General features: G+C 39.0%; 19 protein-coding genes. 10 read left to right on the top strand and 9 right to left on the bottom strand.

From position 1 onward, the window contains the following. Window positions 1-76: 76 nt before the first annotated feature. The 5 genes from purU (at window position 77) to ACWIX0_RS04280 (ending at window position 4,653) form a co-directional block, all read left to right on the top strand. Complete coding sequence (gene purU / locus ACWIX0_RS04300; RefSeq protein WP_454172242.1) at window positions 77-1,054, top strand: formyltetrahydrofolate deformylase; 978 nt, start codon at window positions 77-79, stop codon at window positions 1,052-1,054. A gap of 362 nt (window positions 1,055-1,416) precedes the next feature. Continuing rightward, window positions 1,417-2,706 (top strand): O-acetylhomoserine aminocarboxypropyltransferase/cysteine synthase family protein, encoded by a 1,290-nt coding sequence (locus ACWIX0_RS04295; protein WP_454172241.1) that lies wholly within the window; start codon window positions 1,417-1,419, stop codon window positions 2,704-2,706. A 120-nt stretch (window positions 2,707-2,826) separates the two neighbouring features. Further along, window positions 2,827-3,006 carry a type II toxin-antitoxin system RelB/DinJ family antitoxin gene (locus ACWIX0_RS04290; protein WP_454172239.1) on the top strand — a complete coding sequence of 60 codons (180 nt, stop codon included), beginning with the start codon at window positions 2,827-2,829 and terminating at the stop codon, window positions 3,004-3,006. A 311-nt stretch (window positions 3,007-3,317) separates the two neighbouring features. Next, complete coding sequence (locus ACWIX0_RS04285; RefSeq protein ID WP_454172237.1) at window positions 3,318-4,217, top strand: homoserine O-acetyltransferase/O-succinyltransferase family protein; 900 nt, start codon at window positions 3,318-3,320, stop codon at window positions 4,215-4,217. Between the two features lie 55 nt (window positions 4,218-4,272). Next, on the top strand, window positions 4,273-4,653 hold the full coding sequence (locus tag ACWIX0_RS04280) for a hypothetical protein (protein WP_454172236.1): 381 nt from the start codon (window positions 4,273-4,275) through the stop codon (window positions 4,651-4,653). A 536-nt stretch (window positions 4,654-5,189) separates the two neighbouring features. Here the strand turns inward: ACWIX0_RS04280 and ACWIX0_RS04275 are convergent. From ACWIX0_RS04275 to secA, 4 genes are all read right to left on the bottom strand, one after another. Further along, the gene (locus ACWIX0_RS04275) at window positions 5,190-5,321 is read right to left on the bottom strand and encodes a hypothetical protein (RefSeq protein WP_454172235.1); all 132 of its coding nucleotides are present in this window, start codon (window positions 5,319-5,321) and stop codon (window positions 5,190-5,192) included. Between the two features lie 173 nt (window positions 5,322-5,494). After that, window positions 5,495-6,598 carry a 3-dehydroquinate synthase gene (gene aroB, locus ACWIX0_RS04270; protein WP_454172244.1) on the bottom strand — a complete coding sequence of 368 codons (1,104 nt, stop codon included), beginning with the start codon at window positions 6,596-6,598 and terminating at the stop codon, window positions 5,495-5,497. Between the two features lie 55 nt (window positions 6,599-6,653). Next, entirely contained in the window at window positions 6,654-8,024 is a 1,371-nt protein-coding gene (locus ACWIX0_RS04265) for an ABC transporter permease (RefSeq protein ID WP_454172234.1), read from the bottom strand. Window positions 8,025-8,152: 128 nt separating this feature from the next. Then, window positions 8,153-10,804, bottom strand: a complete 2,652-nt coding sequence (gene secA, locus ACWIX0_RS04260) for a preprotein translocase subunit SecA (RefSeq protein WP_454172232.1) — start codon at window positions 10,802-10,804, stop codon at window positions 8,153-8,155. Window positions 10,805-11,109: 305 nt separating this feature from the next. Between secA and ACWIX0_RS04255 the strand changes: the two genes are divergently transcribed. From ACWIX0_RS04255 to ACWIX0_RS04245, 3 genes are read left to right on the top strand one after another with little or no spacing between them, the layout of a single operon-like run. Beyond that, window positions 11,110-12,054, top strand: coding sequence for a DUF7149 domain-containing protein (locus ACWIX0_RS04255; protein ID WP_454172231.1), 945 nt, complete (start codon window positions 11,110-11,112; stop codon window positions 12,052-12,054). Continuing rightward, window positions 12,018-15,152 carry a type IIG restriction enzyme/methyltransferase gene (locus ACWIX0_RS04250; RefSeq protein WP_454172230.1) on the top strand — a complete coding sequence of 1,045 codons (3,135 nt, stop codon included), beginning with the start codon at window positions 12,018-12,020 and terminating at the stop codon, window positions 15,150-15,152. The genes ACWIX0_RS04255 and ACWIX0_RS04250 overlap by 37 nt, the downstream gene beginning before the upstream one ends. A 54-nt stretch (window positions 15,153-15,206) precedes the next feature. Next, a complete protein-coding gene (locus ACWIX0_RS04245; protein ID WP_454172229.1) occupies window positions 15,207-16,775 on the top strand; it encodes an RNA-directed DNA polymerase in 1,569 nt (522 codons plus the stop codon). Between the two features lie 220 nt (window positions 16,776-16,995). On the opposite strand, the gene ACWIX0_RS04240 is transcribed toward ACWIX0_RS04245, so the two are convergent. The 4 genes from ACWIX0_RS04240 to ccoS form a co-directional block, all read right to left on the bottom strand. After that, window positions 16,996-17,289, bottom strand: coding sequence for a type II toxin-antitoxin system RelE/ParE family toxin (locus ACWIX0_RS04240; RefSeq protein ID WP_454172227.1), 294 nt, complete (start codon window positions 17,287-17,289; stop codon window positions 16,996-16,998). Next, complete coding sequence (locus tag ACWIX0_RS04235; RefSeq protein ID WP_454172226.1) at window positions 17,276-17,524, bottom strand: hypothetical protein; 249 nt, start codon at window positions 17,522-17,524, stop codon at window positions 17,276-17,278. Before ACWIX0_RS04235 ends, ACWIX0_RS04240 begins: the two co-directional genes overlap by 14 nt. A 606-nt stretch (window positions 17,525-18,130) precedes the next feature. Then, window positions 18,131-19,048: an FkbM family methyltransferase gene (locus ACWIX0_RS04230; RefSeq protein WP_454172224.1), complete on the bottom strand. Its 918-nt coding sequence runs from the start codon at window positions 19,046-19,048 to the stop codon at window positions 18,131-18,133. 30 nt (window positions 19,049-19,078) lie between these two features. Next, window positions 19,079-20,263 (bottom strand): cbb3-type cytochrome oxidase assembly protein CcoS, encoded by a 1,185-nt coding sequence (ccoS, locus tag ACWIX0_RS04225; RefSeq protein ID WP_454172223.1) that lies wholly within the window; start codon window positions 20,261-20,263, stop codon window positions 19,079-19,081. Between the two features lie 514 nt (window positions 20,264-20,777). Between ccoS and ACWIX0_RS04220 the strand changes: the two genes are divergently transcribed. Then, on the top strand, window positions 20,778-21,053 hold the full coding sequence (locus ACWIX0_RS04220) for a hypothetical protein (RefSeq protein WP_454172222.1): 276 nt from the start codon (window positions 20,778-20,780) through the stop codon (window positions 21,051-21,053). A 133-nt stretch (window positions 21,054-21,186) separates the two neighbouring features. Here ACWIX0_RS04220 and ACWIX0_RS04215 read toward each other — a convergent pair whose 3' ends face one another. Next, complete coding sequence (locus ACWIX0_RS04215; protein WP_454172220.1) at window positions 21,187-24,150, bottom strand: DNA translocase FtsK; 2,964 nt, start codon at window positions 24,148-24,150, stop codon at window positions 21,187-21,189. Window positions 24,151-24,329: 179 nt separating this feature from the next. Between ACWIX0_RS04215 and ACWIX0_RS04210 the strand changes: the two genes are divergently transcribed. Continuing rightward, the gene (locus tag ACWIX0_RS04210; RefSeq protein ID WP_454172219.1) at window positions 24,330-25,808 is read left to right on the top strand and encodes a hypothetical protein; all 1,479 of its coding nucleotides are present in this window, start codon (window positions 24,330-24,332) and stop codon (window positions 25,806-25,808) included. Window positions 25,809-25,850: the final 42 nt, after the last annotated feature.

Raw genomic sequence — 25,850 nt, 5'->3', positions numbered from 1 at the left:
TAAAATTATTAAATCTAGCACTCTTAAATAAAAGCGCGTTTGCAGGGTTTAAATTCTAGAATTTAAAGGGGTGAAAATGCGTTATACATTGCTCATATCCACGCACGATAGCGCGGGGCTGGTGTATAAAATCTCGCGTGTGCTCTATGAAGCGGGGGCAAATATACAGCGACAAGATGAGTATGTCGATAGCGAGCATAATCTGTTTTTCCTGCGGACTTGCTTTGTGGTGGAGGTTTGTAATGATAGTTTGGATTTTAGCGGGGGTTTAAATTCTAAAAGAGATTGCCACGAACGCTTAAGCGATTCTCGCAATGACTCTACCCTCCCCATAACCCCCTCCGCACGGGAGGGGGAAGATTCAGAATCCGTGCTAGATTGCAAATTTATAACAGACATACAAGACAAACTAAAATCCATTTTGCCAAGCAGTGCGCAAATCGCGCTAAAAAAGGCAAGCAAAAAATCGCTAGTGATTTTAGCCACCAAAGAAAATCACTGCTTAGGCGACTTATTATTGCGCGAGGAGAGTGGCGAGCTAAACGCCAAAATAAAGGCTGTGATAGCCAATCGAGCGGATTTGCGCGATTTGGTAGAGCGGTTTCGCATTCCGTTTTTTTGGGTGGATAGCGAGGGGATTTCACGCCAAGCACACGAGGCGAAGTTGCGCGAGATTATCGATAGATTCTCCCCTGATTTGCTTGCTTTAGCGAAATATATGCGGATTTTATCCCCTGATTTTGTGGCGCGTTATGCGGGTAAAATCATCAACATTCATCATAGCTTTTTGCCCGCATTTATCGGGGCAAATCCCTACAAACAAGCCCACCAAAGAGGCGTGAAAATCATCGGTGCGACCGCGCATTTTGTAACCGACAAACTCGATGAAGGACCAATCATCGCCCAAGACATTATCCACATAAACCACGCGTATAGCTGGCGCGATATGCAAAAAGCGGGGAGAGATGTGGAAAAGTCCGTGTTCGCCCACGCGCTTGATTTGGTGCTAAATGACAGGGTGTTTGTGAGCGGGAATAAAACGATTGTGTTTTAGATATTGCGTTTTTAGATATTTTGGTTATTTTATCGCATTGTTAAATGTTTGAAATCTTGTTGTTGGAGGCTTTTTTTGGAATCTTATGAATATTTAGATTCTGCTAGATTTTGTATATTGCGTGAAAATTTTGTTATTTTTTTATAAACACATATTGTGTTTGTTAATTTTTAATGCTATATTTTCAAACGCATAACTAAATTTTTTGCAAAATCAATACTTGCAAAAAAGATTTTGTAAAAAAAGATTCTGTAAAATTTCCCACGCAGAATCTATATCGCAAAAAAAGTGCATAAAAAAGCTCAAAATCAGCGTAAAAATGCGCAAAAAACTCGTAAATCCAATACCAAAAGGAGCATACAATGCCAAATCTACCTCATAGCAACTACGCACCCGAGACGCTTGCCCTGCACGCGGGCTACAATTACGACAAAGAGCGCACGCTAAGCGTGCCGATTTATCAAAGCGCGGCATATAGTTTTGAGAGTCTATCTCAAGCTGCCGCACGCTTTGGACTTCAAGAGCTAGGCAATATCTACTCTCGCCTTACAAGCCCTACTTGTGATATTTTAGCTAGAAGGCTTGCTGACATAGAGGGCGGGAGCTTTGGCACGGTGGCTTCTAGCGGAAGTGCCGCGCTTTTTTATGCCTTTGCAAATCTCGCCCAAAATGGCGATAATATCATCTACGCAAACAAAATCTATGGTGGCACGCAGACTTTGCTAGTGCATACGCTAAAACGATTTGGCATAGAGGCTAGGTGCTTTGATGTCGATGATTTAAGCACTTTAGAGCCACTTATAGATTCTAGGACAAAGGCGATATTTTTTGAGTCGCTATCAAATCCGCAGATTTCTATCCCTGATGTGGAGGGAATCGTATCTATCGCTAGAAGCCACAAAATCGCTACGATTTGTGATAATACCGTGGGGACGCCGTTTTTGTTTCGTGGATTTGAATATGGCATAGATATTATTGTTTATAGCCTTACAAAATACATTAACGGCGCAGGAAGCGGGCTTGGAGGGGCGATTATCGAGGGGCAAAGCCTAAGCCCTTTGCTAAAAGATAATCCGCGCTACCCAGCGTTTAACACGCCAGATGAGAGCTATCACGGGCTTATTTATTCAAGCCTGCCTCTGCCATTTTTTAGCATTCGCATCATCACAGAATGGCTAAGAAATATCGGCTCTACGCTCGCTCCACAAGTCGCGTGGATACATTTGCAGGGCTTAGAAACGCTCCCACTTAGAATCAAAAAACATAGTGAGAATGCCCTAAAAGTCGCAAGATTCCTAGAATCCCACCCCAAAATCAAAAAAGTAGATTGCCCAGCCCTAGAATCTAGCCCATATCATTCAAGGGTGAAAAAATACTTTGCAGATTCTCTCTCTAGCGGGCTTTTTAGCTTTGAGGCACAAAGCTATGAGGACGCGCTAAAGATTTGTGATAATCTCACTCTTTTTTCGATTACGGCAAATATCGGCGATAGTAAATCGTTAATCATTCACCCAGCCTCCACCACGCACTCCCAGCTATCTCACGATGAGCTAAAATCCGCAGGAATCAACCCCGCAGATGTCCGCATAAGCGTAGGGCTAGAAAATGCTGATGATTTAATCGCGGATTTGAAGCGGGCTATTGAGCTGTAAAATCTATTTAGATTTTACATTATCAGTCGCTATTTTGCATTATCAACCGCCATTAGTTAAGTTAATTTATGGCATAATGCCTTATTTGTCTTTCAAATTAAAGCAAATAAGGATATTGCAATGCAAACGATACAAACAACAAAATCCATTCAGCCACAAACTATAAATGTAACTTTTAGAATGGATAAAGATGACAAGGCACAATTTGAGCGAATCATAAATGATATAGGGCTAAATCTTAGCTCCGCGTTTAATGTCTTTGCAAAAGCCTTGATACGCGAAAATGCGATACCTTTTTAGCTTGCAGGGTAGAAGTTAGATTCCAAATAATGAGACAAAAGAAGCGATAGAAAACGCACGAAAAGGCATAAATTTAGAGAGTTTTACTTTGGAGCAGTAGGGCAGAATTTGAAGCCTTAAAAAGCGCGAACAAATAATAAAACACATCAATAGTAAGCAAAAATAGATTCTAATATTTGTGGTATTGCTTGTTAGAGTTTTTGATATTTTCGCACAAGGTTAGCACACTTGCCGTGCGTGCCTTGTGGTAAAATATCAAATCTATGCAATGATTACCCAAAGGCGAATCTTAAACACAGACGGAGCAAACGATGCCAATTATTATCCCAAAGGACATTCCAGCGTTTAGCGAATTACAAAAGCGAGCGTTTATTATGGATACTGCGCGAGCTAGACATCAAGATATTCGCGCACTAGAAATCCTCATCATAAACCTTATGCCTACCAAAATCCAAACCGAAAATCAGCTTTTATCCCTGCTTGCAAACTCCCCTTTGCAAATCAATATCACGCTTCTTACCACCAAAAGCTATGTAGGCAAAAATACCCCCAAAAGCCACTTAGATAAATTTTATGTGCATTTTGATTCTATCAAGGATAAGAGTTTTGATGGAGCGATTCTTACAGGCGCACCTATTGAGCATTTAGAATTTGAAGAGGTGGAGTATTGGAGGGAGTTAGTAGAGATTATGCAGTATTTGAGGGCGCATTGCACTTCTACGCTTTATCTTTGTTGGGGGGCTATGGCAGGGCTTTATCATTTTTATGGGATTCAAAAATTAGCATTAGAAAAAAAGCTATTTGGAGTTTTTAGCCACGAGATAAAGCATAATGATGTCTTGCTAACAGGGCTTGGAGATAGCGTGAAAATGCCTCACTCAAGGCATTCTACTATGAATCCAGCCCATATTTACGCCCAGTGTAAATGTTCAAAGCTAAAAATCTTGCTAGAGGGCAAAAAAAGTGGCATAACCGCGCTTAAAGATAGCAAAGATATATTTGTGCTAGGACACCCAGAATACGACAAAGACACGCTAAATACCGAATATGAGCGAGACAAAGAAAAAAAACTTCCTATCAAAAAGCCACAAAATTATTTTGACAAGCACGGCAAAATCGATTTTTCGTGGCGGGCGGATTCTAGCGTGATGTTTAGTAATTGGCTAAATTTTTGCGTATATCAAGATACGCCTTTTGTGCTTGCTAAATAGTTTTACAAAGTAGCGGTTTGATAAAGCACTTATTACACTTTGATAAGGAGATAATATGCAAGATTGGTTTGGAAAATATTGTGATTATATCTATGAAAACAAAAATGCTTTGCAAGAATTAAATGAGTTTGTAATGTTAAAATATAGCGAATATTCGCCCATAGATTTTGATAGCATAGACATAATCATCGATAAAGAAAGTATGCTAAATGTGATGAATTTGCTTGAAAATGCGGGGCTTGTAGCCCAAAAAGAATTGACAAAAGAGAATTTAGAGAGAATCGTAAAAATAGGCGATTTATCATACGAAATCGAGCAAATATATGCACTAGCACAAAGAGACATAGAAATGCAATTTAGATTAGAATCAGAGTTGCGCAAATTAGATAGAGATGGATTTTTTCGCTGGCTTTATGACTCGCTTGAAACGATATAGCCACTTGCCTATTATCATAAAAATTGCTTTTTAATAATCCGCTTAAGATTGTTTAATATGTTTTTGTCATTTGACAAAAATTGATAAAAAATCTGCGTGGGAATCCAACATTTTATCGTCATTGCGAGCGAGCAAAGCGAGCGTGGCAATCTATAAAAGAATTTTGTCATATTTAGCATTAGCAAAATATCTCTGTTTGTATTTATAGATTTTCTAAATCAGTTATGTTTTGAGATACTTCGCGCTAAAAACCCTCAGTATGACAATGTTAATTTATTTATGGATTGTCACGCGTGGCATAGCCACGCTCGCAATGACGGCGTGAGTGTGGCTTGCCGTGTGTTAGATTTTTTGCAACTTTTGGCAAAGTAGCAAAATCTCGCAATGACAGCAACATTTTCCTATACTACCGATTTTTGTCATATTGAGTGCGTAAGCGCAAAATATCTTTATTTTTATTTTGAGATACTTCGGGCGTTGCCCTCAGTATGGCAAATGTAGGCAGTGTTGGACATTAAAGCCCAATATCACTTGCGTTAGGTGCAACGCCTCTTATTCCCCTTCTCCTTTGCGGAGGATTTTGCTTTTTCCATACATTGCGGATTTATAAGCCCCTTAATCTCCCCTCCCTTAGCACGAGGGAGATTAAGGGGTGGTAAAATTGTCATTGCAAGTGTTGCTTATGCCACGCGTGGCGGTCTATTGATTAGATTTTGTCAAAATGTGTTTTTGGCATTTTATAACGATAGGTTGCTATGCAAAATTTATGACTTACACACAATGACAAAAATCTTTTTGCAAGATATTTTTTCGCATAAAAAAGCCACTTTACCAAAAATTTCTAGCTACATTCCCTCAACACTTCCAAAATCAATTCCTTATTTATATCATCTTTTATATCCACGCCACCGATTCCGCGTGGCAAAACAAGCGTGATTTTGCCCCCTTTTGATTTTTTATCCAAAAATAGCTTTTCATAAAATTCCTCCACATTTGCAATCTTATATTCAAAATCTAGCCCAAATTTATCTAGCAATTTATTGATTTTTTCGACTTCCTCGCACGATAAATTGCCGATTTTTAGAGCAAGGGCGTTTGCGATGCGCATACCCATAGCCACCGCTTCGCCGTGCAAAAACTGCGTGTAGTTGGTGAGATTTTCGATAGCGTGCCCAAAAGTATGTCCATAGTTTAGGGCTGCGCGGATTCCTGCTTCTTTTTCATCTTGTTGCACGATAGTAGATTTTAGCTCTATGGCTGTTTTTATATGCGGCGCAAGCGCGTTTAGAGTGCTTTCATCTAGCGATTTTGAAATGTCAAAGTCAAATGATTCTAGCTCTAAAAAGGCTTTTTTATCAAAGCAAGTGGCAATTTTTATCATTTCGGCTATACCTGCTCGCACTTCGCGTAAGGGCAAAGAGCGCAAAAAATGCGTATCGACAAAGACAGCTTTTGGCTGATGAAAAAGCCCCACTAGATTTTTGCCATAAGCGTTGTTTATGCCACATTTTCCGCCCACAGAGGCATCGACTTGGGCTAGCAAAGTCGTAGGAATGCTAATAAAGCCAATCCCGCGCTCATAGATTCCGCTTGCAAAGCCCACTATGTCGCTAACTATCCCGCCACCTAGCGAAATCATCAGCGATTTTCTATCTAGCTTGTGGCAAAAAGCACACTCCAAAATCCCCTCTACGCTTGCCATATTTTTATGCGCTTCGCCATCTTTTATGCAGTGCGTGAAAATCTCACAAGATTCCCATTTCTCGCCATTTGCGCTATGCAAGGCATTTTCAAAATAATGCAAGTAGAGATTTTTTATCACTTCATTTGTGATAAGCAAAATCTTTGTTGGCTTTAGATTTTTTAGCGTGGAGTATAGATTTTCACACAAAGGGGCTATGTGGATAGGATAGCTAAAATCTTGCTTTTGTAGTTGCAGTTGCAGTGTTGGCATTTGTCCTCCTTAGAAGTTATGATTTGTGCGAGGCATTATGCAAAATTTATTCATTTCTTAGCACTGTTAAAGCATCAATCTGTGAAGCCTTTTTGGCAGGATAAAAAGACGAAAGGCACACAATAATGCTAGCCCCAACAAGAGTGGCGATAAAATCAAACACACTTAAATCAAGCGGGAGTTTGCTAACTCCATATACATCAGAAGGCAGGCTAATGATAGGAAAAGTATCTAGCACCCACAATGCGATACCACTAAGAATCACGCCAAAAACGATTCCACAAAATCCAATGCTAATGCCTAAATAAAAAAAAGTCTTTTTGATTTCTTGCTTGCTAGCCCCTAGACTTAGAAGCAGGGCGATTTCTTTCCTGCGATTCATCACTACCATTAGTAGCGAGCTTATGATATTTAGGCTTGCCATTAGGATTATTAGCATTAGCACGATAAAAAGCACATTTTTTTCTAAATCCATTGCAGCAAAAAGATTAGTATTTTTTTGCCACCAGCCCTCTATGCCATATTTTCCGCCATAGATTTTGCTTATTTCTAGCCCGATTTGTGAGTGTAAAAATTTGCGTAAAAATACAATATCTTCCATAGGCTTAGTAGAGTGGATATGGATACCATCAAAAATATCCGTAGAGCGATTTTTTATCGCTGCGATAGCTTGCAGATTAGCATACATATACGCGCTATCATAGGCACTTATCCCAGAGCTAAACCCACTAAAAAGGCTAAATCGTTTCATCGTAGGGCTTAGCACTAGCCCTGTGGGCTCTAGTCGCGTGAAATATAGCGTGATTTTGTCATCTCTCTCTAGCAAGTGAGAATCCACTAATTCATTGCCGATGATAATACCAAAGCGATTTTGGCTAAAAGATTCTAAGGCAGGGGAGATATTTTGCAAATCAATCTTTTTGTTTTCAAATGGATTTTGATATTCTCTAGGCAAAAACGCACCTGCAAACACGGGATTTATCTTTGCTTCTCTTTGTGGCTCTATGCCAAATACGATTCCAGCTTCCATTGCGCCGTTGATTTTAGCGACACTTTGCGCAGAGATATATGGGCTAAATGATAGATTTGGAAAATGTGATTCTAGCGCGTTTAATAGCTCTCGTGGCACGCCAGAGCGATTTAGCGAATGAAGCGTTAGCGGATAACTCATCACAAAAAGTCGCTTTTCAAATTCCTTGCTCATTCCATTCATTATCGCCATTGCGACAATTAGCACCATCACACCTATGCCAATGCCTAAAAATGCCAAAATCGCCGTGATAGAAATAAATGGCTGGGATTTATCAAAACGCAAAAATTTGCGGTGCAAAAACGCGGGCAGGGATTTTATGTTGCTTGAGTTGCTTAAATGAGCGTTTGGAATGTTTTTAGTGTTTGCGTAGTTTGTATCTTGCATTTTGTTACTTTTAGATTTTGAGTTAGATTTTATCCTAAATTTTATTTTGGATTTTTTGAGTTAGATTTTGGAGCTAGGTTTTTTTGATGAAATGCCATAAATTTTGCGCATAAATTTAAGCTATGGCGTTATTTTGCTAGCATTCCTTTTTTTGGTCCGCTTTTTCCGTGGCAGAGTTTGTATTTTTTGCCACTGCCACACGGACAAGGCTCATTTCTAGAGACTTTGCGTCCAAATGGCTTAGACTCCCCGTTTGAGCGATTTTGCGCGCTAGATTCATCAGTATTGTAAGCTAGCTCATTTTCAGGCGTTTGCAAATCCTCGATGATTTCTTGGGTTTGCTCGCTAGAATCTTTTGTTTCTACTAGCTCGATAATATGCAGCATTTTAATGGCTTGGTATTTTATGGATTCTATTAGCTCTATAAAGAGATTGTAGCTTTCTTTTTTGTATTCGACAAGGGGGTCTTTTTGATTGTATCCGCGCAAGCCTATGCCTGTTTTTAGCGTATCCATTGTATAGAGATGTTCGCGCCACTCATTATCTAGCACTTGGAGATATATGATTCGCTCGATCTCATTTTTGCGATTTGGTGGGAGCTTTGCCATTTTGGTTTCGTATTCTTGTTTGATTGCATTTAGCACTTCATCAAATAATGCTAACTCATTTGCAGAATCTAGCGTGGAAATATCGCCCTCAAACCCAAACTCATCTTGCAAGACTTTGCTAAGAGAATCTAGCATTATAGAGCCATCTTCACTATTTGCCCTCACTTGCTCAAAAGCCCTCTCTAGCGCAAGTGTGCGATTTTGCTCCACGCGCTCACTCATATCAAATTCACTATCTAGCAATTCATTGCGAAATTTATACACGCTTTTTCGTTGCTCATTTGCGACATCATCGTATTCTAAGAGGTGTTTGCGCGATTCAAAATGTAGATTCTCTACTTTTTTTTGCGCATTTTGCACCGAGCGCGTAACAAGCCCTGATTCGATATGTTCGCCATCTTTTAGCCCTAGCTTTTCCATAATCCCCTTTAGCTTGTCGCTACCAAAAATTCTTAGCAAAGAATCCTCTAAACTTAAATAAAATTGGCTTACCCCGGGGTCGCCCTGCCTACCGCTTCGTCCGCGTAGTTGATTGTCGATTCTGCGTGATTCGTGTCGCTCCGTGCCGATGATATATAGCCCGCCTAGTTTTTTTACTTCATCATTGATTTTTATATCTACGCCTCTTCCTGCCATATTTGTAGCGATTGTTACGCTGCCTTTTAGCCCTGCGTCTTTGATGATTTCGGCTTCTTTGGTGTGCTGTTTTGCATTTAGCACGGTGTGGGGGATTTTTTGTTTTTTTAGTAGTTCGTGCAAAAGTTCGCTTTTTTCGATACTTGCAGTGCCGACAAGCACGGGTTGCCCTTTTTTGTAAAGCTCTTTTATTTTTTCTAGCACTGCGTTAAATTTTTCCCTCTCGCTTTTATAAATCAAATCATTCAAATCTTTGCGCAAAATCGGCACATTTGTAGGGATTGAGATAACTTCTAAATTATAGATTTGCAAAAATTCGCTAGCCTCTGTTTGTGCCGTGCCTGTCATACCTGCTAGCTTGTCATAGAGGCGAAAATAGTTTTGAAAAGTGATGTCTGCTAGCGTTTGACTTTCTTCTTTTATCTGCACGCCTTCTTTTGCTTCTAGTGCTTGGTGTAGCCCTTCACTAAACCTCCTCCCCTCGCTTAATCGCCCTGTAAATTCATCTACGATTATTATTTCATCGCCATTTTCGCCACCTTGCACGACATAATCTTTGTCTTTGAAAAATAAATAATTTGCCTTTAATGCTTGATCTAGGTGATGAGATAGCGCGGCATTTTCTATGCTATATAGATTTTCTACGCCAAAATGTTCTTCAGCTTTTTTGATTCCCTCCTCCGTGATTAAAATCACGCGGTTTTTTTCATCGATAGTAAAATCCACCTCCGCTTTTAGCTTTTTTGCGACATTATCGGCGGATTGGTAGTTTTCCATTTTGCGATTTGCTGGACCTGATATGATAAGTGGTGTGCGCGCTTCATCGATGAGGATAGAATCCACCTCATCGATAATCGCATAGGCGTGGTGTTTTTGGACTTTAGATTCTAGGTTGTATTTCATATTATCACGCAAGTAGTCAAATCCAAACTCATTATTTGTGCCATAGACAATGTCTTTTGAGTAGGTTTCTAGTCGCTCCCCATCGCTTTTGTCCGCGCTAGTGATGACTCCCACGCTAAATCCCAAAAACTCATATAGCGCACCCATATCGTTTGCATCTCGGGCTGCTAAGTAGTCATTTACCGTTATGATATGCACGCTAGAGCCACTTAGGGCGTTTAGACACACGGCAAGCGTAGCGACAAGGGTTTTTCCCTCGCCTGTTTTCATCTCTGCGATTCGCCCGTCATTTAGCACCATTCCACCGATAAGCTGGACATCAAAATGCCTCATACCAAGCGTGCGCACACTCGCTTCACGCGTGATAGCAAAGCATTCTTCAAGCACAGAATCTAGCGCGTAAGCCAACGCCTTTTTAGAATCCAAATTGCCGTGTTTATCGGTTTTTGAATGCGTTTTTATGCTTTCTTGCACGCGTGTTTTTAGCTCATTAAATCGCGCTTGCAATTCGCTATCGCTAAGGGATTTTAGGCTAGGTTCTAGGGCGTTTATGGATTCTACTTTTTTGCGGTATTTTTTTACAAGTTTGTCATTTCGAGAGCTAATGATAGTGCCAAATATGGTTTTAAACATCGTGTAGCCTTATGTTTGGGATTTGATTTTGTAGATTTGCTTTTATGCGTGGCAAAATTTATAAAATCCAAATTATAGTCAAAATATCTTTAATCCGCGTTTAATGCAAAATTTTTGTGCTTTGTGCCATAAAGTGTGCTTTGCATAAACTTTGCTTTGTTAGCCCTCTTTAGCGATAAATCAAACTAAGGCATTAAAATCTTGCAAAAATATCTTATAATATTTCAAAATTTTTGCTAGTTTTGCGTGGTTTTAATATGTTAGCACCAAAGCAAAATCAAAGCCAAGTATGGACAAGGAAAAATATGGATTTTGTGTATAAAAGTGTAAGTGAGTTTGTGGGGGTTGATGTAAGCAGTGAGATGAGTTTGGAGGGGTTTGAGGATTCTTTGCGCTCTATGATAGAATCTGCCACAAAAGCAAGTGTGCAAAAAGATTCTAGCGAGGAGTTTCAAAAAAACTTAATCGCTAATTTTTTGCGTGAACATTTTGACTATGAGTGCAACACTCTAGGCAAGGCGGATTTAGCCATTTATGATGAGGGCATTGCAAAGGTGCTCTTTGAAGTCAAATCTACCCAAAACAAAGCAGAGTTTGTGAAAACGCCACAAATTACTTGTCATATTGAGCGAAGCGAAATATCTCAAAAACAAAATAGAGATACTTCGGGCATTGCCCTTAAGTTGACAAATACTAACGCGTGGAGTCTTGAGTCAAAAGCATTCTACGAATCTATTTTATACTACTTGCGCGAATTTCACCAAAAGAAAAACAACAACATAAAGCACATTATTTTATGCACGGCACACGAATTTTATGTCATCAAAGCAAAGGACTATCACGCGCTTTTTATCACAAATCCTAACAAAGCAATCCAAAAGCGCATAGACACCGCGTATAGCAACTGCGATTTTAAGCAAGGCAACGACACAAGCACGCGCAAATTTTACACAGAGATTGAATCTATCGTGCGCGAAATGAGCGACACGCTAGAATTTGCCTACATAAATATAAAATCGCTTTTAGATTCGATAGATTCGACAGATTCACACGAATCTCACCACGAATCTAAATTAGATTCGATAGATTCGCGCGAATCAAATCCCAAATCACGGCAAGATTCACGCGAATCTATCTATAAATCACAGCAAGATTCTCACAAATCCAAACAAAATCTAGCCCTATTTTACGCGCTTTATCGCCAAACTCACTTTTGCAAATCCCCCGCTACATTGACGCAAACACGCTAAATGAGAAGTTTTACAAAGAGTTGCTTTACATTTTGGGCTTACAGCAAATTGAGACAAATAACAAGGTGCTTATCAAACCCGATTCTACGCCAAACGCGCTATTAGATTTAGTCAAAGACACATTTGCAGACAAACTCCCAAGCGACATAGATGAAGCCTTTGACTCCCACATTTTCCCGCTGCTAATGCTTTGGAATAACCGCATTTTGTTTTTGCGTTTGCTTGAATCAATGCTATTAAATTTCAAACACATTGAAAAGCCCTTTTTACACATTGAAGTTTTGAGCGATTTTAGCGCGCTATCCACGCTATTTTTCAAAGTCCTAGCCGTGCGCGAGCGTGAATCTATCCCGCAAAATCTCTCAAATATCCCCTATCTCAATTCTAGCCTGTTTGAAAAAAGCGCGTTAGAATTACAAGGCTTTGAAATCGCACTGCTAGAATCAAAACCCCTAAAAATCGCACCTGATTCTATATTGCGCCGAGATAGTGCGCAAAATGCGATTTACAAAAGCATAAATGAATTGCCATTTTTAGAATATCTCTTTGCATTTCTCCACGCGTATAATTTCACCACCACGCCAAAAGACATTGTGGATTTTGCTAAAATAAACCACGACAAGCTCATAAACTCTGCTGTTTTGGGATTAGTCTTTGAGAAGCTAAATGGCTACAAAGAGGGCAGTTTTTTCACACCTAGCTTTATCACAAGCTATATGTGTGCGCAAAGTATCCGCAAAATCGTGGTGCAAAAATTTAACGAGGCAAATCCAAAATGGCAATGCGAAACCATAGCCGACATAGAATACGAAATCCACCGCGAAATCCGCACTGCTAGAAATACAAACATTGAAGATACCCCACCCCAACCCCTCCCGCAAGGGGAGGGGCTTAAAAACGCCGAATCTTCCCCCTCCATTGCGTGTGGCAATTCCAAAGATTCCCCCTCCCTTGCGGAGGGGGCTAGGGGGTGGGTAGATTCCACAAGCGCAATCCTAGCCAAGCATAACCGCACTTTTCTTAGCATTCACATTTGCGACCCTGCGGTGGGGAGCGGACACTTCCTCGTCTCCGCGCTAAATGAGCTTATCGCTATAAAGCACGAGTTGGGATTGTTACTAGACACGCAGGGCAAGCGATTGCGCGATATTGATTTGAGCTTAGAAAATGACGAACTCATCATCAAAGATTTTGATGGCAAAATCATCGACTACACGATTCCCGCCCACGAAAATATCGAATCCCACATAATCCAAAAAGCCCTATTTCACACCAAAAAAGAGCTAATCGAAAATTGCCTCTTTGGCGTGGATATAAATCCTAGCTCTGTGGAAATCTGCAAACTGCGCCTTTGGATAGAGTTACTCAAATACAGCTACTATGAAAATCTCGCCACGCGCGAACTCCAAACCCTCCCAAATATTGACATAAATATCAAGCGTGGCAACTCGCTCATAAGTCGCTTCGCTCTGCAAGATAGCCTACGACATATCCCAAATATCGCTCAAAAAATATGCGAATATCAAAATCTCGTCTTTGAGTATAAAAACTCCGATAAAAGCGAGCTAAAGCCACAGAAAAAAGACATAGAATCCAAAATCAACGCGCTAAAAGAGACATTTAAGCTAACACTAAAAGACCCAAAGACAAAGCAAGCCCTAGAAAAAGCGATACAAAATCATATCCGTGATTTTGGGAATTTTTTGCTTGATGATGAGAGTTTGCTAGATGGGCTAAATGGCAGAATGGGCAATCTCTTTGCAGAGGCAAGCCTAAGCGAAGATGAGCAGGCAAAAGCCGCACAAAGCTATGCAAATATCAAGCTATTGCGTCATAGGCTAGATTCTGTGCTAAGTGGTGCGGAGTATAAACACGCATTTGAGTGGCGTCTTGAGTTCCCTGAAGTTTTGGATAGCAATGGGGATTTTATGGGCTTTGATTTGATTATCGGCAATCCGCCGTATGTGGTAAAGAAAAAGGACGAATATCCAAAATATCAGTGGAATAGCGATTTATACACGATGTTTTTTGAAATGGGCTTTAAAGTCGCCAAACCAAATTATTATGTGCATTTTATCACGCCTAGATTTTGGCTTGTGAATGAGAGTCTAGAATCTATGCGAAAATATTTTTTGCAAAATATAAATTTGCTTTCATTAAGCGAATCAAATCCTTTCACACGCGCCAAAACGGAAAATGTCATTAGTGAGATTCAAGTTTGCGCCCCAAATCAAAGCATCATAACGCATTACAAGGAAACCGATGAGATTTTTTATTTTGTTGATAACATAGACAAAGAAATTTTTGCGCTAAATGCGAAATGTGAGATTGTTTTCAATGTCGATAAGCCCACAATCGCGCTTTTTGATAAGATTTGCAAAAATAAAATCGCACTTAAAGATATAATGCAAACAAAGCGAGGCGCGGAATATGGCAAGGATTTTGTAAAAAAATTTCGCAAGGGCATAAAAATCTTGCTTGGTGGCGAAGTAAAGGCGTATAGCATTGAATGGAACAAATCGTTTGTAGATTCGGAGCTAAAAGATATAAAGCGATTAAGCGAGTTTTTTAAGCAAAAAGATTTGATTTATTTACGGCGTGTGGATAAGCGATTGAGCGCGAGTATGGGGAGCGAATCTTACGCATTTACCAAAAATATCTATGGCATAAAAATCACAGATAAAAAATACAATCCCAAATTTATTTTGGGGCTTTTAAACTCAAAATTGCTAAATTTCTACTATTTAAGGCGATTCACAACCAAAAAAGAGGAAATTTTCCCCGAGATTCAAACCTATCTTTATAAGCAGTTGCCTATCCCAAAAATAACGACAAAAAATAAACCTTTGGCGGATAAAATAATCGCTTGTGTGGATACGATTTTGACGATTAAAAATCCTTGTCATACTGAGCGTAGCGAAGTATCTCAAACAACAAAAGAGATTTTTCGCTCCGCTCAAAATGACAATAGAGATATTTCGGCTTTTTCAAAGCCTCAATATGACAAGAAAATCAAAGATTTAGAATCCCAAATCGATTCGCTAGTTTATCAACTCTACGATTTAGATTCCCAAGAGATTGAAATCATAGAATCTTAATCCAAAAATTATATAATTCTATCTTGTAAATCCACCATATACAAGGATAGAAAAATGCCAAATAAAAGAAAAAATATTTTGCGACTTGATCCTAAAGAAGCTAGGGATTTTTTCTTGGAGGAAGAAAGCTATTGCAATTTTAATTTGCCACCTTATATAAAATTTGAGCCTTTGCTTAAAGCGATAGATGACAAAATCGAAGAGAATCAAAATTTAACCTTTAGAAGTGTAATTGATAATGAGCCAAACAATTTTGATAATGTCAATTATAAATTATTCAACAATAAAAATGGAAAATATGATTGGCGTCCGTTTGAGCTAATCAATCCTTTTATTTATGTATATTTAGTGCGCGAAATTACGACAAAAGAAAATTGGGAATTTGTCCAAAAAAATTTTAAAAAACTAAGTAAAAATAGTTGTGTGAAATGCCATAGTATCCCAATCCAATCGCAAAGTAAAAAATCAAATAAAGCCGAGCAGATTACAGAATGGTGGGAAAAAGTGGAGCAAGAATCCATAAAATATAGTTTGGAATTTGACTATTTATTTGACACAGATATAACAAATTTTTATCCATCAATCTATACGCATTCTATTGCTTGGGCTTTGCATACAAAAAACACGGCAAAAACAAATAGAGACAATAACAATTTATTAGGTAATAAAATCGATAAATACATTATGGCTATGAGTTATGGACAGACAAATGGCATTCCACAAGGCTCAGTTTTGATGGATTTTATCGCTGAAATGCTTTTAGTGTATATCGATAGTGAATTAAGCAAAAAATTAAATGGGCTTAAAAGAGATTTTAGAATTATGCGTTATAGAGATGACTATAAAATCTTTGTTAATAATCCACAAATTGCAGATTTTATCCTTAAAAATCTATCTATAATTCTTGCAGAAATGGGACTTAAACTAAATCCAAGTAAAACAATAGCTTCTCAAAATGTAATCCAAGATTCTATCAAAAAAGATAAAGTTGAATGGCTTTTTGTGGAATCAAGTTTAAGAGAACAAACCACACTTCAAAAACAGCTAATTATTTTTCACAGATTTGCACTAAATCACCAAAATAGCGGGACACTAAATAAAATTTTGCAAACACTTTTGAATGATTTACACGAATCTAAATCACAAAATAAAAAGAACACTACAAATAAATTATTCAAAACGCGATTAGGTAAAGATAATGGAGTTTTAATCGCTATTTTAGTAAATATTGCTTCGCTTAATCCAAAAATTTATCCTGTTGCTATGTCGATTTTGGGCTTTTTGTTAGATAAAGTTAAAAGCAAAACATTTATTAAAAATACAATCCAAAAACTTAAGAAAATAAACAATAACGCCTATATGCAAATTTGGCTTCAAAGGGCTATTATCAAGCTAAATATTAAAGCTGATTTTGATGAACACATTTGTAATGAAGTAGATACAATCAGTTCGCTACCTAAAAATAAAAAATATGAAATAAAGTTATGGAATCTCGATTGGCTTAATTGCAACGCACTAAAGAGTTTAATTAAGCAATACCCCATAATAAATGAAGCCGAGATTGAGAAACTAGATAAATACACACAACCAAACGAAGTAAATCTTTTTGCCTACAATCAATAATAGAATATGAATATTGAATAAATTTTAAAATTTAAACCCCAAAAGCCACCCTTGACACCACGCCACAGAAGTGCTATAATTCCCGCACATTAAACACATTAAAGGCGGTGCTTTACCGCCACCTTATTTTACGCTACAAATCACGCAAACTTCAGCCAAAATATCCCCTAACTCGCTATCAAAAACACTTATCATATCATCTAAAAACACATCAAAAAACCTACGGCTTCCAAAGATTATTTTTATAGATTCCCAAAATCTCTACGCATTTTGCAAATTCATCGATAGCAAACACCACAACATAGCCTTTGAAAATCATATCGCACACATTTGTATCATTTGCGATTGTGTTTGCACGGCAACGATACGGATTTGTGGCAAGAGAAGCGATTTTAGCATAAATTTCATTGTTAAATTTCACAGCTTGATTTGGATTTGATAGCGCGATAAAGCCCAAAATCTCGCCTAGCTCATCAGTGAAACGCTCGGCGATTATGATATTATAGCTTTGCACCTAGTTTTTCCAAATGTTTGTCGCTCATAGCTTTTGACTCTTCAAGTGAATGATATTTTAGTTTGCCTTGTTTGCGCAAAGATAGCGTTTCTTTTAGGCGATTTTCGTCATTTTGGTTAAGCTGATATAGCGAATCTTGCGTGATTGTAGCATTTGGGTCTAGCTTTAGCGCAAGGTTTGTCAGCATATCAAGCGCGTTTGCGTCCAAATTTGCTTTTATGTTTAGCGAAACCATTTTTTATCCTTTGTCTAAAATGCAAGTATTATACGACAAAAAGTCAAATTTTACACTTAAGGCAAAACGGCTTTAAAATTTAAACCCCCAAGCCACCCTTGAGGACATTCCCAAAAAATGCTGTAATTCCCGCACATTAAAGGCGGTGCTTTACCGCCACCTTATTTTACGCTACAAATCACGCAAACTTCAGCCAAAATATCCCACTAACTCACTATCAAAACACTTATCATATCATCTAAAACACTTCCATTTAATCGCTTGAATAGTGCTGTTTGATAAACTTTGTGTATCGCCAAAAATGAAAAAAGGCTCGAAACAATGATTTTGTCATACTGCGTAAAAGATTTAAGAAAAATAGGCGTTATTTTGACAAGAATGATTTTTTGATTTCTCAATTTAGTGCGTTTGAAACAATGACATTGTGCAAACAAAGTATCCCAATCACAAACTAAACCCAAACGAGATATTTCGCTTTCTCGCAAGACTTAATATGACAATTTGTAGCTTTTAGATTACCACACATATTAGATTCTACTAGAATCTAATATGTTTTCAATCGCAAAATCTCGCAATCGCAACATCTACAACCACAAGCAACAAAATCTAATTAACATTATTTTGACTTATGTGTTTTAAGCAGGGATCATCTTTGTGAATCATAAGCAGGTTGATTCCAAATGGGAAAATCTCATAACCAAATGGCTTTAGCAAGTCAATGATTTCTTGCGGATTTGATTTGATGATTTCAATCTGCAAAATTGGCTTTGTGCGTTTTATGCTTTGTATCGCGCCATTTAGGACTTCTAGCTCCATCCCCTCGCAATCGATTTTGATATAATCAATCCTACTTAGCCCAAGAGAATCAATGCTAATTAGCGGGACTTTTTGCGTGCGTGTGTAGTCGATATGTTGCCCGATAAATTCGTTATTATCGCGTTGTCGTAGCTCTAGACTGCCAAATGATGAGTTTTGGGTGTAGTTTAGAAGTGGGACTTCTATTGTAGCGTTTTGCGTAGAATCTGCAGGTTGTGGATTGCCAAGTGCTGCGTGCAATGCACGGACATTAAAGCAGTTATTGATAGCGATATTTCCACATAGCGCGTAGTAGATTCTCTCTTGAGGCTCAAAAGCTAAAACCTCGCCAAAATAAGTCATCTCTATGCCCCAAGCAATAGTGTGCGCACCGATATTTGCACCACCATCAATAGCCACCACGCCATCTCCGAAATACTGCTTACGCAAGCGCAGCAAAGAAACCGCGCTCATCACTTCATCTGCGTCAAATGACGCAGAGGCAAGATATTGAAACCCCACGCCAAAGCTAGCCTGTGTTTCATCGCTAGAATCTAGTTTTTGCGCAGTGTCGCCATTTTTTTGTTTTATTGCCCCCCCCCCATTTATATTTTTAGGCTTTTTACTAGCTTTAGTGGCGTGGCTATGCCTATCGCAATGATTTATAATCATCGTGCCTGTATTTGTGCTAGCAAGCACGAATGGTAACGGACGCAAAATGTGATTCATTTACACCTCATATTTTAGAAATTAGCGCGTTTATGCAAGTTTTGTCGCGACACATGCGACTACTTTTTGCGCTTGAGATAGCGCACAAGCGATACTTGCGCCAGATTTAAACAAAATATCGCCTATGACAAACACGCCTTTTACGCTACTTTGTAGATTTTCATCGACTATTGGTAGATTGTTTTCATCTAGCTTGATATGGCATTTTTTTAGAAAATCCACAGGCGAAGAGCCACCGATAGCATATATCGCCCTATCATACACCTCCACGCTTCCATCGGTAAAATGCGCATTTATCTTGCCATTTTCATCGCTTATAGATTCTATGTCTATGCCTAGCTTTGTTTTTAGCTTGCCATTAGACATTATAGATTCTAGCTCTTTTGCATTGGTATCGTTTATACGGGTAAATTCGCTTCTGCGGTAATTTAGCGTGGTGTCGTTGCTTTTTGCAAACTCGCAGGCGTATTCCACAGCGGAGTTGCCCCCGCCTACGATTAGTAGCTTTTCGCCCTCTTGCACGCTATTTGCGTTGTAATTCACCTGTCGCAAAATCGATGAGGGAATTTTGTAGCTTGGTTTGTTTGGCTGTCCCATTTTGCCTATGGCGATGATTACGCATTGTGCGTTATAGGATTTTCCCCCACTTGTGTTGATGACAAAGCCTCCACCATTTTTATCATCTGCTACCACAGATTCTATGTCATTTTGATAAGCGACATTGATTTGGTGCTTTTCTAGTAGATTGCCAAACATTTCTAGCGTGGCTTCTTTGTTGCTATCGCTAAAATCTATCGCGCCATTTAGCTCGATTTTGTCGCCTTTGTAGTCTCGATCCACTCGCTTGCCGTCTTTATAAAATTTATTTAGCGTGGCATTGTGCGTAGCGGTTTTTTCAAAAAGGATAGAATCTATCCCTGCGATTTTGGCTTCTATCGCCGCGCCTATACCGCCCGGTCCTGCGCCTATGATGGCTAGTTTTGTCATATTTTCACTCATTTGTTCTCCTTTAGATTTGGTTGTTGTGAGGGTAGATTTTAGCGAGGATTGGTAAGCGAGGTTTAAATCCTCTTGGCTATCAAATAATGCTCCGTGTGTGATTTTCACAGAGTCATCAAACTGCCCGTTTCTAAGTCCCCACAAAAACACCACAAGTCCGATAAGCCCTATTGTTACGGACACGATTAGCATTATGGTGATGATTGGGGTATTCATTAGCTATGCCTTAGATTAGGGATTTTAGTAGCTCTAAAATCCTGCCTTATAGTTTTCTAGGATAGTGCAAAAAGCAAAATCGCTTAACATTCTAGCATAAAATTTAAGGCGATTTTGTGTTGATTTTTGTTATGTTTGCGTGATTGGTTTTTGTTTGGTTGATTTTAATTGTTTATTTTTTGCGTTATCATAAAACTAGGGCTAGATCTAAAAGTTACACATCAAAATCAGCGAAATGCAACGCAAATACGACACATTGGAATCGTAGAAATGTAACGCAAATAAGACACAAGCGCAAATGCGACACATTGGAATCTATGTTTTTTATGGATTATCACTCATTATTTGCTTACTTGCTTTTTTACTCACTCGCTTTGTTCTGCTTGTTTTGTTTTTTTTGTTTGCTCGTTTTGTTTGTTTGTCTTACTTGTTTTGTTTTTTCATTTTGCTTGCTTGTTTTGTTTCTTCGTTTCGTTTGCAATTATGACATTATTCCTCACTATATTACGCGAGAGTGTCTAAATTTGCACGCAAAAGTCTAAAACTCCTATCACTGCGGAATATTTTGCCTTTTGTCCCCTCCATTGCGGAGTCGCAAACCTCTTATTCTCCCCTCCCATTGCGGAGGGGGCTAAGGGGTTGGTATCTTGTCATTGCGGGCGTGGCTATGCCACGCGTGGCAATCTACTTGCTACAAATTGTCATACTGAGGTTTTGCAAGAAACCAAAGTATCTCTTTTGTTGTCATATTGAACGCGTGAGCGCGAAATATCTCTATTTGCATTTTTAGATTTTCTAAAGAAACTCCGCTTTGCTTGTTTTTGCTAACAATGACAAAACGGTAGAATCACTAAAAAACATAAATAAAAACATCAATGCTAGCCATTTGCAATAGCGACTAAAACAACGATACCACCGCTAATCTATGCCCCGATAATATATCTAGTCCCCTTAGAATCTGGCGCGGACAAAAAGCCGTCTTTTTCTAGCTGGAATACGATTTTTTTGCATTTAGGATAGCCACCTAAGCCACGCGTTTGCAGATGGGATATGCTAGTCTTGCCATCGCGGAGCATTATTTCTTTTGCCTTTTGCAAAAGTGCCTCCTCCACACCAAAATCCTCCGTCTCATCTATCTCACGCGACTGCGCTCCTAGCGCATCATCTACTTCGCTTAAAAAGCTCGTGTCATATTCTGCCACACCTTGAGAGCAGATAAACTCCACGATAGATTCTATCTCTTTTTCGCTTACCCATGGCGCGTGCAAACGAAGCAAACCGCTACCCCCCGGGGCAAATAGCATATCTCCATTTCCTAGCAAGTTTTGCGCCCCATCATTATCTAGTATGACGCGAGAATCTGTCCGCGTGCCAACTTTAAAGGCGATTTTGGCTGGTAAATTTGTTTTGATAAGCCCCGTAACAACATCGACACTTGGGCGTTGGGTAGCTACGATAAGATGAAGCCCTGAGGCGCGCCCCATTTGTGCTATGCGGATAATGGGGGCTTCTGCGTTTTTGCCCCCTGTCATCATCAAATCCGCCAACTCATCAATAATCACCACAATAAAAGGAAAAACCTCGCCACCCTCTTGCTTTGCTTTGGCATTGTAGTTATCTATTGTTTTTGTTTTAGATTCTTTCATCAGCTTATATCTGCGCTCCATTTCGCGTGTGAGGTTATTTAGCGCGATGATTGCTTTTTCTGCCTCTGTGATGATGGGGGTTAGCAAATGCGGTATGTCCTCATACATACTAAATTCTACTTGCTTTGGATCTATCATTATTAGTCGCAGATTTTGAGGTGAGTTGCGATATAGTAGGGATAGTATCATCGCATTTACGCCCACACTCTTCCCGCTCCCTGTCGTCCCTGCTACAAGCAAATGAGGGAGCTTTTTTAAATCCGTTACAAATGGATTACCTACCAAATCTTTGCCAAGCCCTAATGCTAGCGGGGAAGCCGCGTTTTTAAATAACTCACTCTCTAGCACTTCGCGCAGATAAATAATCTCTCGATGATTATTTGGGACTTCTATGCCGACAGCACCTTTGCCCGGAATTGGTGCTTGGATACGAATCGCGTGCGCAGATAACGCTAGGGCTAAATCATTGCTAAGGCTTTGGATTCTGCTTACTTTGACGCTCGCTTCAGGGACAAACTCAAAAGTCGTAACCACAGGTCCTAGATAAAACCTCTCCACACTGCCATTGATTTTGAAAGTCTTTAGCTTATGCTCTAAATCATAGATTTTCTTGTCTATTTTGTCTTCTTCGGGATTTTGCGTATTTTGAGGTGGCATAGCTAGGTAGCTTGTATCGGGCAATTCATAGTCTTTTGGTTTTTCTAGCGTGCCTTTTTCTAGCTCTTTTAGCAAAGTATCACTTGCTTCAAAAGTCTTTGAGGGGGTGGGCTTGCCAAAAGTATGAAAATCTTTTGTGTGATTTTGGCTTGGATTTGTAAGCGAACTTTGTGGTAAATTCTGTGGCAGATTTTGTGATAGATTTTGCTGCTGGTTTTGCGAAATGCTTTGAGATATGTTATTTGTGCTTGCTAACTCCGCAGAATCTAGCACAAAATTTTCTTGCATAGACTCGTGTGTAGGCTCTTTTGTAGTGGATTCTTGCGCATAATTATTTATGTTATTGGGGTGTTCTTGCTGTTCTTGTTGTCCTTGTATTGCTTGATAGCCCTCTATCGCGCTAAAAAGATGTGGAGCTATGCTATTTGGATTTGTTAGATTTTGCGCACTTTGATTTTGTGTATTTGGATTTTGCACACTTGGATTTTGTGCGTTTGCAGGATTTGTATCATTTAAAAGTCTTGTATATGTGGTGTTTAGAGGCTCTGTTGGGATAAGCATTTCTTTGTCTCGCGCTCTTGCTTGAGCTAGCACATCATCAGCATTTATTTGCAGGATTTCGCCCTCCTCGCCCTCGCCTACAAGTCGCACCATTTTGGCGTATTTGCGCTCTTTTTTCTCTTTTGTCTCGCGCTCTTTTTCCTTATCGGTATAAGTGATATTTACTTGCAACTCATCAAAATCTGGCTCAAAAAAATCTCTTTTTTGCACATCTTTATTTTGAAAATGCGGGGAATGACTATGTAGCCCAAATAGATTTTGGTTATTTTGGTGCAAATCCTCTTTTCTTGCAAAATCTTGTGACGCAAAAACTCCGTGCGCAACATTTCTTTGCGCAGCTTGTTGCCCCACTTCTTGCATCTGGTTTGGAGCAAGATTTTGTCTAAACTCTTTACATTGCTGGCTAGCTACATTTGCTGCATAATTTTTTGTGCCTTCTTGCGTATTTGGATGTTCTTTTAATGGCTTGTTAAAATCCCTCATAACATCGCTTGCAAAAAATGCTGATATGCCCTCCCAAGCATAGCCAAAAACCCCTAAAATCCACTTCCATACCCCTGCCACACATCGCCGCAAAAACGAAAAAACTGCATCTAATTTTTCTTTTAGCCAAAAGATTTTATCTGGCATAAGCAACAAAATCCCAACCAAAAAACTAAGCAAAGTCGCAAGCACCACGCCCGCAATCCCCACAAATGGCGCAATCTGCTTAATCAATATCGCACCTGCTTTGCCTTTGTCAAAAAGGCTATATTGCACTACCAATATCCCCGCACTAATAAATAAGATTCCAAAAATGACTTTAACCCGTTTAATCCCAAGAGTAGAATCTTTATACACGGCATACGCGGGGTAGATAAAAAATAGCAAATACACATAGCCTAGATAGCCAAACACATCTAAATTTAGCATAGCAAGCCCTCTGCCAAGCTCGCCTGCAAGCCCCATATCGCCAAAAATCGTAGCAATGGTTAAAATAACAAAAAATGCACTCCAACCAAAGAATATATATATTTTTTTCAATGTTATGCCCTTTTTTGAGCTTTTTTAAGCAAAATTTCTAAAGAAGTATTATATCATAACTGCTTTAAAAAGTTTTCATTAGCAAAATAGCAAGACACCATAATCATAACCTAATTTCGTTTAGCAGTTTGTAGATTTTGGAGGTTTTGGAGTTTAATTTAGTCTTTTGGGAGAGCAAAATGCACGGAAAAATTACTCGCTATTCTATGGCGACAGGCTCAGGCACGGTGATAAATTTTGCAAAAAGGGTGTTTGAGCTACGAGCTGAAAATTGGAGAGATAGAAAGTTTTTGCCTGTTTCAGGTATGTTTGTGGAATTTCGCGCTGATAGCAATGGACATATCACCGATGCAAAAAGTAGTGAATACCAAGATTTTGGACCAGATTCTTTGGTTACAGAATATGACTTTTGGAGCACACAAACCGATGTCGAGCTAAACTACAAAGAGTTATCCATTCGCTACCAACAAGCCGAAGAAATATACAAACAAACCGACTATCTCAATATGAAAACCGTAGAACTAACCCAAGGCGTGGAAGAATGTGTAAGGCAGTATTATATGCCTGAGACAAATACGATACGATTTGCCCTAACTGATGTGGAGGAAATACCTCGCGAAGATAGGCTAAATTATATGGCTGTAAAGAGATTTATGACAAAGGCGATAGATTTTTTGGTATTTTGCGATAAAAATATCACGCCTGATATGTTTGCAGAGGATTTGCAAAAGCTAAAGGGATTAGAATTTTGCTTTAAAGAACTAAAGGGCAGAGAAACCCAAAAAAGTGAAAATATCTACACCGATGTGTTTTTAGAAAAACAGCTTCATTTTAATGGCGCGAAAAAGGCTATTTCTGCGATAAAAGAGAGGCTACTTCAGCTAGAAAACAAGGTCAAATTTTCTACCAAAGAAGTGTATCGACTTCGTAGCGTAATCGAGCGCAATAAAAAAGATGCCACTCTCCCACCAAAACTAGAAAAACACAAAGAAATCATCGCAAAATCCGAAGAAGAAATCAAAATCTTTAACGCGTGTAAAGATAGGCTCATCAAAGCGACTAAAAGTTTTCAGCAAAACTATGTAGCGGATTTTGACAATGAAATAAAAAGGCGTAGAGAGGAGCTAACAGATGAGATACGCAACGCTCTAAATACCATAGCCACAATCCTAGATAACAAAATATGGCAAGCAGGTATGGGCTCTACTTCTGTGCATAGCAATTTTTTTAAACAGCAAAACATAAATACCCCTTATTGCACGATGACATTTTATTGGCAGTATCTAAAAAGGCTTGATAAAATGCGACTAAGCGATGCAGAAAAAATGGGATATAACTTCTATGAGCGATACAAAAAGATTCATCAAAAGTTTTTTATCATCTACACGACCGACCCCAAGCTAGAAATGTCGCTAAAAACCCAAATAATGTCTATAAATAAAGATTATGAGGTGTTTCCTGTGAGAAGTGATGGGGAGTTTATGTCGCATATCCATAGATATACTTTTGAGCGCGGGTATATCGACCAAGCTATCCCGCACGGCGATCCAGCTTCACTCATCATCGAAGCGCAAAAATCTAATCGCAATAAAGATTCTAAATTTATCATCGTAACCGAAGAGCAAGCTGCTCAAATATCTCGCGGATATAGAGTGTAAGCATATTTTGCTTAGTATTTTTTTTAAAGTTTTGGTGTTTTT

Source organism: Helicobacter sp. T3_23-1059 (assembly GCF_053654515.1).
Note: the sequence above shows the minus strand (reverse complement) of the source record. Positions and strands in the feature narration are given on the sequence as shown.